Genomic DNA, 12,000 nt, shown 5'->3' with positions numbered 1-12,000 from the left:
CCCGCACCGGCCTTCGGCGCCCCGTCCGCGCCCACGCCGCCGCCCGCACCGCAGCAGCCGATGCACGCGGCGCCGACGATCGCGGCCCCGCCGGTTCCCCAGACGCCGCAGGCGCCTCAGGCTCCGTCCCCGTACGGCCAACCCCAGCAGCCCCAGCAGCCCCACCAGCCCCACCAGCCCCACCAGCCCCACCAGCCCCACCAGCCCCACCAGCCCCACCAACCCCACCAACCCCAGCAGCCGCAGCAGCCCCAGTGGGGCCAGGTCCCCGGCCAGGGCGCGCCGCCCGCCGCTCCCTTCGGCCAGCAGGCCCCGGCTCCCTTCGGCCAGCAGGCCCCAGCTCCCTACGGTCAGCCCGCACCGGCCCCGTACGGCCAGCAGCCCGCCGTCGGTATGCCGCCGGGCGTCCCGCAGGGCGTGCCCCAGGGAGTGCCGGCCACGGGCGCGGGTCTCCAGGCGGCTCTGCAGCCGTACAAGGAGACCGCGACCGGGCAGCGCTGGACCCCGCAGAACCAGCAGCTCATGCGGGTCGACCTGACCATGGGCGGATCCGGGGTCCTGGCGCGCCAGGGCAGCATGGTGATGTACCAGGGCAAGGTGGACTTCGGGTACAAGAGTGCCGGATTCGTCGGCCGCGCCGTGGGCAACGCCACGGGCCAGGAGATGCAGCTGATGCGCTGCACCGGCCGCGGCCAGGTCTTCCTCGCCGAGGAGGGCTCGCACCTGCACCCGATCGAGCTGCAGGGCGATGCCATCTGCGTCTCCGCCGAGAGCGTCCTCGCCTTCGACGAGTCCCTCCAGTACGAGGTCCGCAGGGTCGAAGGGCACGGCATCCCCGGCGGCGCCCTGTTCACCATGCAGTTCCAGGGCACCGGCACCGTGATCGTGAAGACCCACGGCACCCCGGTCGTCCTGCCGGTCACGCCCACCACGTTCGCCGACTGCAACGCGGTGGTCGCCTGGTCGGCCGCCTCCCAGGTGATCGTCTCCAGCCAGGTCCGGCTGCGCCGCAACGCGTACCCCGGACACAGCGGGGAGACCGTGAACCTCCAGTTCCGGGGAGCCCCCGGCAACTTCATCGTCGTCCAGCCCTACGAGGTCTGAGGGAGCCCGTCATGAACCAGCAACTCGCGGGCTTCGCCCCGACCCCTGTCACGGCCCGTATGGAGAACCACGGCAAGACCATGCTCAAGGTCGCCATGGCCTCCGGGCAGGACCTCTTCGCACGCACCGGCTCGATGGTCGCGTACGAGGGCTTCATCCAGTACGAGCCCAACCCGCCCGCCGCCCGGCAGATCGCCTCCCAGTGGATCACCGGCGAGGGCGCGCCCGTCATGAAGTGCTCCGGCGACGGACTGCTCTACCTCGCCGACTACGGCGCCGACGTGGTCGTCATCAACCTCGACAACGACTCCATCTCCGTCAACGGCTCCAACCTCCTCGCGTTCGACGCCCACCTCACCTGGGGCGTCGAGAAGGTCAAGGGGCTCGCCAAGTTCGCTGGACAGGGCCTGTGGAACGTCGTCGTCCAGGGCACCGGATGGGTCGCCGTCACCTCGCGCGGCACCCCGATCGTCGTCGACTGCGGACGCGGTGAGGACGAGACGTACGTCGACCCGGACGCGCTCGTCGCCTGGTCCCCGAACCTCAAGGTGAAGGGCAAGCGGAGCTTCAAGGCCGGCTCGCTGATCGGCCGCGGCAGCGGCGAGGCGTACCAGATGGCCTTCTCCGGCCAGGGCATCGTCGTCGTCCAGCCGAGCGAGGACAGCACGGACCGGCTGCGGATCCGGAACTGACGGGGAGGGAGAACACATCATGCAGAGTCCGCTTTTCAGCCACACCGAGCAGCAGACCCAGGACCGTTACGCGATCCAGAACCCGCAGCTCCTGCGGGTCTCGCTGACCGGCCACGACGACGTCCTCGCCCGCAAGGGCGCCATGGTGGCCTACCAGGGCCTGATGGACTTCGACGGGGAATACCAGTCCCAGGGCCAGCGCCGCGCCCGCGCGAACACCGGCGAGGGCCTCGACCTGATGCGCGTGTCCGGCCAGGGCACCGTCTACCTCGCCAACCTCGCGCAGTACATCCACGTCGTGGACGTCGACCGCGAGGGGATGACCGTGGACAGCTCCTACGTCCTCGCGCTCGACTCCTCGCTGCACACCGAGGTCATCGCGGTGGACAGCCAGTACGGGATCTCCGGCAGCGGCAAGTACCAGCTCAACATCTCCGGCTCGGGCAAGGTCGCCCTCATGACCTCGGGCCAGCCCCTGATGATGCAGGTCACGCCCGAGAAGTACGTCAACGTCGACGCCGACGCGATCGTCGCCTGGTCCAGCTCCCTGCGTGTGCAGATGCAGGCCCAGACGCACTCCTCGGGTGTCTTCAGGCGTCGTGGCAACACCGGAGAGGGCTGGGAGCTGAGCTTCCTCGGCCAGGGCTTCGCTCTGGTCCAGCCGAGCGAGGTCATGCCGCCGCAGAACGCCCAGATCGGCCAGGGCGCCCGCGCCCAGTTCGGCGTGGGCCAGCAGGGCTCCCAGGGCCAGAACCAGAACAACGCCTGGAACTGACCCGCACCCGCAAGCCACAGCGGTAAGGGGCGGCCTCCCGGAGGCCGCCCCTTACGCACATCCCTGCGGCCTGCCGCTACAACCGGGACCGCGTCGCCTCCAGCAGGCGCACCACGGAGGCGTCGGCCACCCCCGGCACGTCCGCGTAGCCGAACCAGCGCAGCTCCAGGGACTCCTCGCTGATCCGCTCCGCCGCTCCGGGCGGGGCCAGCGCGGCGTACTGCACATCGAGGTGCCAGTTGCAGGGAGCCGGAATCGGGTGCCGGTCCAGCCGGACCGGTCCGCCGGGCAGCAGGGTGAGCCCCGTGATGCCGGACTCCTCCGTCGCCTCACGGAGCGCCGCCGCCTCCAGGGCGACGTCCCGCTCCTCGCAGTGGCCGCCCATCTGGAGCCACATCCGCAGCTTCCGGTGCAGGGTCAGCAGAACCCTCTCCCGCTCCGGATCGATCACCAGGGCGCTGGCCGTGACATGCCCGGCCCCGCACGCCTTCCACATGCCGTCCTCGTGCTGTGCGAGGTGATCCAGGTAGGCCTGACGCAGCTCCGCCTGGTCACCGGCCTCGTCCTCGGGGGCATAGCCCTTCAGCACGAGAACGGCGTCGTCGCGCAGGGTCACTGGTCGCGGCCGTCCTTGCCCTCGCTCGTGCCCTCGTCGTCGCCGTCTTCCTTGCCGTCGCCCTTGCCGTCGCCCTTGCCCTCGACGGGCTTCGGCTTCGGCTCGTCCTCCGCCGCGGACTTCCGTGAGCCCTTCGCCGCCTCGCCGAGCATCTTGTCCAGCTCGGAGAAGTCGGCCTGCTCGTGATGGACGAAGCCGTCCGGGTCGTCCAGGTCGTGGGCCGTCGGCAGCATGTCCGGGTGGGCCCAGAGCGCGTCCCGGCCCTCCAGACCCCGGGCGTCCGTGAGCGAGGCCCACAGGCGCGAGGCGTCCCGGAGCCGGCGCGGGCGCAGCTGGAGACCGATGAGCGTGGCGAACGTCTGCTCGGCCGGTCCACCGGAGGCACGGCGCCGGCGCATCGTCTCGCGCAGCGCGTCGGACGAGGTCAGCCGGGACTTCGCGGCCTCGTGGACCACCGCGTCCACCCAGCCCTCCACCAGCGCGAGAGCCGTCTCCAGACGGGCCAGGGACGCCTTCTGCTCGGGCGTGTCCTCCGGCTGGAACATGCCCTGCTGAAGGGCGTCCTGCAACTGCTCCGGCTGCGAGGGGTCGAACTGGCCGACGACGTCCTCCAGCTTGCTGGTGTCGACCTTGATGCCGCGGGCGTACGCCTCGACGGCACCGAACAGATGCGACCGCAGCCACGGCACATGGGCGAAGAGCCGCTGGTGAGCGGCCTCGCGCAGGGCCAGATACAGCCGCACCTCGTCCTGCGGGACGCTGAGGTCCTTGCCGAACTTCTCCACGTTCAGAGGAAGCAGCGCGGCCTTGCCCGCCGGCCCCAGCGGCAGCCCGATGTCGGTGGAACCGACCACCTCACCGGCCAGCACGCCCACGGCCTGCCCGATCTGCTGGCCGAACATGGCGCCGCCCATCGACCGCATCATGCCGATCAGCGGGCCCGCCATGGCCTGCATCTCCTCGGGCAGCACATCGCCCATCGCCAGGCCCACCCGCTCGGCAACCGGGTCGACCAGTTGCTGCCAGGCCGGCAGCGAGGCCTCGACCCACTCCGCGCGGCTCCACGCCACGGTGGAGACCGAACCGGACGGCATCGACGTCACGCCGTCCAGCCACAGGTCCGCCAGCCGCAGCGCCTCGTCGACCGCCGTGCGCTCGGACGGGCCCACACTGGCGTCCTTGGAGCCGTCCGGGGCGCCCTGCGAGACCGTCTGGCGGGCGATCTGCTTGGCCATGTCCCAGTTCACGGGACCGCCCTCGTAGCTCAGCATCTGACCGAGCTGCTGGAAGGCCGCACCGAGATCGTTCGGATTCATCGAGCCGAACATCGCGGCGAACGGGTTGTCCCCGCCCGCTCCCGGCCCGAATCCGAACGGGCCCCCGGGCCCGCCAGCGCCCTGCCCACCTTCGGTGGGGTCCTTCTTCTTGCCCTCGTCGCCGTTCTCCGGCTCCTCCGGCGGAAGGCCGAATCCGAATGGGGTGTCACTCACGGGTTTCCTCGGCTCGTAGGGCCGCCGGCTCGAACCGACGGCGACTGCCCGACATCACCATCCAGCGTAGACACCACGCCCGCTTCGGGCCTCAGTGCTCCGCCGACTCCCGGCCTGCGGCAGGATGGACGCCACCTGGTACGTACGCGTCATTCGGGTACGTACTGAAGACAACCGCTGGAGACGCCCGGTGAGTTCCCCAGATCCGCAGGTTCGCGCAGCGCGAAACCTGACCGACCCCTCGCCCGAGAGCACGCCCGAGACGAAACGCCCCAGGCCCCCCAGAAACCGGGGCCCCGTCGTCGCGGTCACCGGCGCCGCCACCGGCATCGGCGAACTGCTGACCGCCCACCTCGCCGCATCCGACGCGATCAAGCAGGTCATCGCGATCGACGAGCGCCGGGGAGAGGCGTCCGAGGCGACCTGGCACATCCTGGACGTACGCGATCCGGCGATCGCCGAGAAGCTGCGCGGCGCGGACGTCGTCGTCCACCTGGCCCTCGACCTCGACCTGGAGACCGACCCCGCGGCCCGCACCGCGTACAACGTACGTGGTACCCAGACCGTGCTCACCGCCGCGGCGGCCGTCGGGGTCCACCGGGTCGTGCTGTGCACCTCGGCGATGGTCTACGGGGCGCTCGCCGACAACGATGTGCCGCTCTCCGAGGACGCCGAACTGCGGGCCACCGCCGAGGCCACCGGTGTCGGCGACCTCCTGGAGATCGAGCGGCTCGGCCGCCGGGCCCCGCGCGCTCACCCCGGGCTCCATGTCACCGTCGTGCGCCCCACCGTCCTGGTCGGCGGCACCGACACCGCCCTGACCCGCTACTTCGAGTCACCGCGCCTCCTGGTCGTCGCCGGATCGCGCCCCACCTGGCAGTTCTGCCACGTCGAGGACCTGGTGACGGCGCTGGAGTACGCCGCCCTGGAGAAGATCGACGGCGAGTTCGCGGTCGGCTGCGACGGCTGGCTGGAGCAGGAGGAGGTTGAGGAGCTCAGCGGTGTGCGCCGGATGGAGCTGCCCTCCGCCGTGGCGCTCGGGGCCGCCGCCCGGCTGCACCGGATCGGCCTCACCCCGTCCCCGGCCGGCGACCTGGCGTACACGATGCACCCCTGGGTGGTCAGCGTCAGCAGGCTGCACGACGTGGGCTGGCGGCCGAAGTGGACGAACGAGGAGGTGCTCGGAGCCCTCCTCGAAGAGGTCGAGGGCCGCCACACGCTCGCCGGGCGCCGCCTCGGGCGCAAGGACGCCACCGCCGCCGGAGCCGCCGGAGCGACGGTCGCCCTGCTCGGCGCGGCCGCCGTGGTGCGCCGCGCCCGCAAGGCCCGCCGCCGCATCTGACCGCTCAACGGCGCCCGAGGCCCTGTAGGAGGCTCCAAACCGGCCGGCCGGCCGCCGGAAGAACAGGCAATTCCGGGATGTCGGAGCCGTACGGCACGATGGGAGCATGGCACCCACCCACGACCACCCCGGCGAGCACGCGGCGGCCGACCCCATCCGGCTGCTGGCGATCCGGGACACCCCGCTCTCCGTCGACGAGGTCTTCCGCGCGGTCGGCGACGACGCGGCGGGCGGCCTCGCGCTCTTCGTCGGCACCGTGCGCAACCACGATGCGGGACAGGACGTCGGCGCGCTCGGCTATTCCTGTCACCCCTCGGCCGAGGACGAACTGCGCCGAGTGGCGGAGAAGGTCGTAGCCGACCACCCGGTCCGCGCACTGGCGGCCGTCCACCGAGTGGGTGAACTGGAGGTGGGCGACCTGGCCGTGGTCGTCGCCGTCGCCTGCCCGCACCGCGCCGAGGCCTTCGACGCCTGCCGCAAGCTCATCGACGACCTCAAGCACGAGGTTCCGATCTGGAAGCACCAGCGCTTCTCGGACGGCACGGAGGAGTGGGTCGGAGCCTGCTGAGCGCAAACCGGACCGGAGCGCATCCGCCCCGATTTGCGTAACGGCACCCCCGCCATGAGCGTTGGTCTTCCGGATCGTTAATCTGCTGATCGGGCATCCGGTCGCTCATGGGGTAGGGAGGTCGTGATGGCGGCACTCGCTTGGCTGTTGATTCCACTTTTCGCTGCTGTCGGTGGTGCGATATGGGCGAGTTGGGCTGCCCGCAACCGCACGACCGGCGATGTCACCGAACTCGCCGGCTACGCCAGGTTCCGTGACGCGATGGAGAAATCGCACTCCGGTTCCGGGACTCTCTGAGGACCGACGCACGCCGCGTGACCACCCTCCGCCGCGTTCCGGTCTCCCCGTACGGACCGGCCCCGGCGGTGCACTGACAGGCCCTTCCCGTACTGTCGTTCCATGCCACGCAGCACCGCGACGATGCTCGCCTCCGCCCTCGTCCTCATCGCGCTGCTCTGCGCAGGCGTGCTGGTCAAAGTGCCGTATTCGGAGATGTCCCCCGGGCCGACGGTGAACACCCTGGGCGACGCGCGTGGCGAGCCCGTCCTGCAGATCTCGGGTCGCAAGACGTACCCGGCATCCGGGCACCTCAACATGACGACGGTCCGCGTCACCGGGGCGGACTACCGGATGAACATCTTCGAGGCCGTCTACGGCTGGCTGGCCCACGACAGCGTCGTGGTGCCGCACGACACGCTCTACCCGGACGGCAAGACCGAGGAGCAGTCCACTCAGGAGAACGCCGAGGAGTTCAGCCAGTCCCAGGAGAGCGCCAAGGTGGCCGCCCTGAAGGAGCTGGAAATCCCGGTCGCCACCCAGGTCGTGGTCTCCACGGTGGTCAAGGACAGCCCCTCCGAGGACAAGCTGCACGCGGGCGACGTGATCAAGGCCGTCGACGGCACCGCGGTCAAGGAGCCCGGCGACGTCGCGAAGCTCGTCACCAAGCACCAGCCCGGCGAAGACGTCACCTTCACCATCATCCCGGCGAAGACCGCCGCCGCGGCCGAGAAGGCCGGGCGCGCCCCCGAGGGCGGCGAGGAGATCACCATCAGGACCGCGAAGGCCCCCGCCGCCGAGGGCGACGGCGAGGCGGGCGGGAAGGACCGGGCGATCGTCGGCATCAGGGCCGGGACGGACCACACGTTCCCGTTCGAGATCGACATCAAGCTCGCCGACGTCGGCGGGCCGAGCGCCGGCCTGATGTTCTCCCTCGGCATCATCGACAAGCTCACCCCGGGTGACCTGACCGGCGGCAGGTTCGTCGCGGGCACCGGCACCATCGACGAAGCGGGCGCGGTCGGCCCGATCGGCGGCATCAACATGAAGCTGGTCGGCGCCCGGAACGCCGGCGCCCGCTACTTCCTCACGCCCGACGACAACTGCGCGTCGGCCGCCGCCGACACGCCCGACGGGCTCACCCTGGTGCGGGTCAAGACCATCGAGGACGCCACGAAGTCGATGGAGCAGATCCGCAACGGGAAGACCGCGGGTCTGCCGAGCTGCTCGCCCGGCTGACGGCCGCGCCGCCCGGGAACCGTGGGACGGCCCCGGGCAGCGGCCCGATCAGGACTCGAACGTCGCCGCCAGCGCCTCGGCGAGGCCGGGCACCAGGCCGGCGCCGGTCAGCACCTCGGTGGGGGAGTCCTTCTCGCGCAGCCGTACGGCGGACTCGCGGGCCCCGTCCCGCAGGACGGCCACGGTCATCCGTACCTCCTGCCGGTCGGGGTGCTTGGCGACCCACTGGGTCAGCTGCTTGTCGTTCAGACCGTCCGGCACGGAGGTCTCGGCGGACGGCGGCAGCATCAGCCGCTCCACCGTCATGGCGCAGCCGACCACGGCGTCGGGCCAGGCGATCGTGCCGAGGAAGTCGTCGAGCGCGGTGCCCGGCGGGAGTTCGTCCTGCTCGATCGGGGTGAGCGCGGCGACGGAGGAGCTGGGGTCCTCCAGGCCCAGCTGACGGGCGAGGCCGGGCTCCTGGACCCGCAGCTGTGCGGTGTCGACCAGGGCGAACAGCCGGGCGGGCTGGTCCCAGCCGAGGTTGGAGGCATAGGCGTCGATTTCGAGGACGGCGACGGTGAGCGGACTCGCGGCCATCGGGGGTCCTGCGGGGGAAACGTTGGGCATGGGCAATATCCTGCCTCCTTCCGCCCCCGGAACGGGAACTAGGTAAAGCCTCAGTAAGTTGCATAGGTGGGCTCTAGGATCGCTGGGCCCGTCCACACGACCGCGAACTACGAGGTGCGCACGTTGGCTTTCCAGATGCCGGACCGCGGCGGAGGCCCGACCGGGCCACGGATCAGAGTCGGCCGCCCGTCCCGGCGCGCCCGTACCCTGCTCATGACTTTGGGTGTCCTGGCGGTTCTCGCCATGGCCTTCGTCATGTTCGCCGGGTTCTGGACGGACTGGCTCTGGTACAGGTCGGTCGCGTATTCATCCGTCTTCACCACCACCCTGTGGACCAAGATCGGGCTGTTCCTCGTCTTCGGACTGCTGATGGCGATCGCCATCGGAGTGAACATCTGGCTCGCGCACCGGCTCCGGCCGCCGCTGAGCGCGATGTCCCTGGAGCAGCAGAGCCTGGACCGCTACCGGATGAGCATCGCCCCCTACAAGAAGTGGGTGCTGCTCGCCGTCACGGCGCTCGTCGCGCTGATCGGCGGAGCTTCCGCCTCCGGTCAGTGGCGTACGTGGCTCCTGTACGTCAACGGCGTGCCGTTCGGGCAGAAGGACCCCCAGTTCCAGCTGGACGTCGCCTTCTTCGCTTTCGACCTGCCGTGGTACCGCTTCCTGCTGGGCTTCGGCTTCGCGGCGACCGTGCTCTCGCTGATCGCCGCCGCGCTGACCCACTATCTGTACGGCGGGCTGCGCATCACCAGCCCCGGCGCCCGCGCCACCGGGGCGGCCACCGGCCACCTCTCGGTGCTGCTGGGCATCTTCGTCTCCCTGAAGGCCGTGGCGTACTGGCTCGACCGGTACGGGCTGGCGGTGAAGTCCAGTGACTTCAAGGCCGCGGACAACTGGACGGGCCTGCGGTACGTCGACGCCAACGCCTACCTCCCGGCGAAGACCATCCTGTTCTGCATCGCGGCCATCTGCGCCGTGCTGTTCTTCGCGACGCTGTGGCGCCGCACCTGGCAGCTCCCGGTCATCGGCTTCGGCCTGATGGTGCTCTCGGCGATCCTGATCGGCGGGCTCTACCCGGCGATCGTGCAGAAGTTCCAGGTCCAGCCGAACGAGCAGGCCAAGGAAGCCGAGTTCATCCAGAAGAACATCAATGCCACACGCGACGCGTATGACATCGATGATGCCAAGGTGGACGACTACGACGGTCAGGCGACCACCAAGGACGACACCAAGTTGCGGGCCGCGGCCAACAGCGCCGCCAGCTACCGCGTGATGGACCCCAACGTCGTCTCCCCGGCCTTCCAGCAGCTCCAGCAGCGGAGGAACTACTACCAGTTCCCCAAGACGCTGGACGTCGACCGCTACAAGGACAAGGACGGCAAGGAGCAGGACACCGTCATCGGTCTGCGTGAGCTGAACATCCAGGGCCTGCCCAAGCGGAACTGGATCAACGACCACTTCACGTACACCCACGGCTACGGCGCCATCGCGGCCCGGGGCACGACCACCGGGACGAATCCGACGGGGTCCCCGGACTTCAGCGAGTCGGGGCTGCCCACCACCGGTGAGCTCGGCAAGTACGAGCAGCGGATCTACTACGGCGAGAACACCCAGCAGTACTCCATCGTCGGCGGGCCCCAGAAGGAGCTCGACTACGAGGAGGACGGCGAGAAGACCACCAGCTACAAGGGCGACAGCGGGGTCAGTCTCTCCAACACCTTCAACCGTGCCGCGTACGCGGTCTCCTTCAGCGAGCCGCAGATCATGTACTCGGGAGCCATCGGTGAGGGCTCGCGGATCCTGTACAACCGCACGCCCAAGGAGCGCGTCGAGGCGGTCGCCCCGTGGCTGACCATCGACGGCGACGCCTACCCGGCGGTCGTCGACGGCCGGATCCAGTGGATCGTCGACGCGTACACCACGAGCAACGGCTACCCGTACGCGTCCCGGACCACGCTCGGCGACACCACGGCCGACTCGCTGACCACCAACCAGCGCGCGGTCGTCGCCCAGCAGAACCAGGTCAACTACATCCGCAACTCGGTGAAGGCCACCGTCGACGCCTATGACGGCAAGGTCAAGCTCTACGAGTGGGACACCAAGGACCCGGTCCTCAAGACCTGGCGCAAGGCGTTCCCGGGGACGGTCGAGTCCCGCGGGGAGATTCCGCAGGAGCTCATGGACCACCTGCGGTATCCGCAGGACCTCTTCAAGGTGCAGCGCGAGCTGCTCACCCGCTACCACGTCGAGGACCCCGCGCAGTTCTACAGCGGCAGTGACGCGTGGCAGGTGCCGGACGACCCGACCAACAAGGAGCCCGGCTCCGTCCCGCCGTACTACCTGAGCATGAAGATGCCGGGCCAGGACGAGCAGCAGTTCTCGCTGACCACCACGTTCACTCCCCGAGGGCGACCCAACCTGGGGGCCTTCATGGCGGTGAACGCGGACGCGGCCAGCAAGGACTACGGCCAGATGCGGCTCCTGCGGGTGACCTCCACCGTGAAGGGCCCGGGCCAGGTACAGAGTGAGCTCAACGGCAACGACGACGTCGCCGAGTTCGTGAGGAACCTCAAGGGCACCGACTCGGACATCGAGTACGGCAACCTGCTGACGGTTCCGCTGGAGGGCGGGTTCCTCTACATCGAGCCGGTCTACACGCGCGGTGGCAACCAGAACTACCCGCTGCTGCGCAAGGTGGCCGCCTCGTACGGTTCGAAGATCGTCTTCGAGAACAGCCTCGGGGAGGCGCTCAACGCCGTCTTCGGGGTCGAGGACGACGGGGCCACGACACCGCCCGACCCCGATGTGCCGCCGGGCGAGACCGACGAGCCCCCGGCCACCGGCAGCGCGGCGCTCAAGAAGGCCATCGCGGACGCCCAGAAGGCGTACTCCGACGGTGAGAAGGCGCTGCAGGAGCAGGACTGGCCGGCCTACGGCAAGGCCCAGGAGGCTCTTCAGGACGCTCTGGAGCGAGCAGCCGCCGCGCAGCCCAAGGCGGGCAGTGAGGGGGACAAGGCCGACGGCGCCGAGAAGCCGGCGGGCGACGCCAAGCCGGACAGCTCGGCCGAACCCGCGAGCGCCGACAAACCAGCGGACGCGGACAAGGCGCATCCGGCGAGGGAGCCGGATACGGCCGAAGGGGCCGAGAAGGGCTCCGACCAGGGCAGCTGAGCAGAGTCCACCCCGCGTCGTGGTACGGTTTGAACACAACGACGCGGGGTGGAGCAGCTCGGTAGCTCGCTGGGCTCATAACCCAGAGGTCGCAGGTTCAAATCCTGTCCCCGCTACT

The 12,000-nt window shown here is 70.1% G+C and carries 10 protein-coding genes and 1 tRNA gene; 8 read left to right on the top strand and 3 right to left on the bottom strand.

Annotated elements, in window-relative coordinates; translation table 11 throughout:
* From D581_RS0120995 to D581_RS0120985, 3 genes are all read left to right on the top strand, one after another.
* A partial coding sequence (locus D581_RS0120995) for an AIM24 family protein (RefSeq protein ID WP_018959170.1) occupies nt 1–1,104 on the top strand: 1,104 nt, incomplete at its 5' end.
* Between the two features lie 11 nt (nt 1,105–1,115).
* Nucleotides 1,116–1,796: an AIM24 family protein gene (locus D581_RS0120990; RefSeq protein ID WP_018959169.1), complete on the top strand. Its 681-nt coding sequence runs from the start codon at nt 1,116–1,118 to the stop codon at nt 1,794–1,796.
* A 19-nt stretch (nt 1,797–1,815) separates the two neighbouring features.
* On the top strand, nt 1,816–2,571 hold the full coding sequence (locus tag D581_RS0120985; RefSeq protein WP_018959168.1) for an AIM24 family protein: 756 nt from the start codon (nt 1,816–1,818) through the stop codon (nt 2,569–2,571).
* A gap of 76 nt (nt 2,572–2,647) precedes the next feature.
* Here the strand turns inward: D581_RS0120985 and D581_RS0120980 are convergent, their stop codons facing one another.
* Together D581_RS0120980 and D581_RS0120975 are read right to left on the bottom strand one after the other, a co-directional pair.
* Nucleotides 2,648–3,187, bottom strand: coding sequence for an NUDIX hydrolase (locus tag D581_RS0120980; protein WP_018959167.1), 540 nt, complete (start codon nt 3,185–3,187; stop codon nt 2,648–2,650).
* Complete coding sequence (locus tag D581_RS0120975; RefSeq protein WP_018959166.1) at nt 3,184–4,677, bottom strand: zinc-dependent metalloprotease; 1,494 nt, start codon at nt 4,675–4,677, stop codon at nt 3,184–3,186. Before D581_RS0120975 ends, D581_RS0120980 begins: the two co-directional genes overlap by 4 nt.
* A gap of 190 nt (nt 4,678–4,867) precedes the next feature.
* Here D581_RS0120975 and D581_RS0120970 point away from each other — a divergent pair, with 190 nt between their 5' ends.
* The 3 genes from D581_RS0120970 (at nt 4,868) to D581_RS0120960 (ending at nt 8,102) form a co-directional block, all read left to right on the top strand.
* Complete coding sequence (locus D581_RS0120970) at nt 4,868–6,019, top strand: SDR family oxidoreductase (protein ID WP_018959165.1); 1,152 nt, start codon at nt 4,868–4,870, stop codon at nt 6,017–6,019.
* A gap of 106 nt (nt 6,020–6,125) precedes the next feature.
* A complete protein-coding gene (locus D581_RS0120965) occupies nt 6,126–6,587 on the top strand; it encodes a molybdopterin synthase catalytic subunit (RefSeq protein WP_018959164.1) in 462 nt (153 codons plus the stop codon).
* Nucleotides 6,588–6,986: 399 nt separating this feature from the next.
* Nucleotides 6,987–8,102 carry a YlbL family protein gene (locus D581_RS0120960; RefSeq protein ID WP_018959163.1) on the top strand — a complete coding sequence of 372 codons (1,116 nt, stop codon included), beginning with the start codon at nt 6,987–6,989 and terminating at the stop codon, nt 8,100–8,102.
* A 48-nt stretch (nt 8,103–8,150) separates the two neighbouring features.
* Here the strand turns inward: D581_RS0120960 and D581_RS0120955 are convergent, their stop codons facing one another.
* Nucleotides 8,151–8,711, bottom strand: coding sequence for a PPA1309 family protein (locus tag D581_RS0120955; protein ID WP_032752853.1), 561 nt, complete (start codon nt 8,709–8,711; stop codon nt 8,151–8,153).
* Between the two features lie 135 nt (nt 8,712–8,846).
* Here D581_RS0120955 and D581_RS0120950 point away from each other — a divergent pair, with 135 nt between their 5' ends.
* A complete protein-coding gene (locus D581_RS0120950) occupies nt 8,847–11,882 on the top strand; it encodes a UPF0182 family membrane protein (RefSeq protein ID WP_026290748.1) in 3,036 nt (1,011 codons plus the stop codon).
* 42 nt (nt 11,883–11,924) lie between these two features.
* Nucleotides 11,925–11,998: transfer RNA gene (locus tag D581_RS0120945), tRNA-Met, on the top strand.
* Nucleotides 11,999–12,000: the final 2 nt, after the last annotated feature.

It is taken from the genome of Streptomyces sp. CNB091 (assembly GCF_000377965.1).
Note: the sequence above shows the minus strand (reverse complement) of the source record. Positions and strands in the feature narration are given on the sequence as shown.

Bases quoted from the DNA above. Each gene is read 5' to 3' on its own strand.
- D581_RS0120990 (WP_018959169.1), top strand. From the start codon at position 1,116: ATGAACCAGCAACTCGCGGGCTTCGCCCCGACCCCTGTCACGGCCCGT.
- D581_RS0120985 (WP_018959168.1), top strand. From the start codon at position 1,816: ATGCAGAGTCCGCTTTTCAGCCACACCGAGCAGCAGACCCAGGACCGT.
- D581_RS0120965 (WP_018959164.1), top strand. From the start codon at position 6,126: ATGGCACCCACCCACGACCACCCCGGCGAGCACGCGGCGGCCGACCCC.
- D581_RS0120960 (WP_018959163.1), top strand. From the start codon at position 6,987: ATGCCACGCAGCACCGCGACGATGCTCGCCTCCGCCCTCGTCCTCATC.
- D581_RS0120955 (WP_032752853.1), bottom strand. From the start codon at position 8,711: ATGCCCAACGTTTCCCCCGCAGGACCCCCGATGGCCGCGAGTCCGCTC.
- D581_RS0120950 (WP_026290748.1), top strand. From the start codon at position 8,847: ATGCCGGACCGCGGCGGAGGCCCGACCGGGCCACGGATCAGAGTCGGC.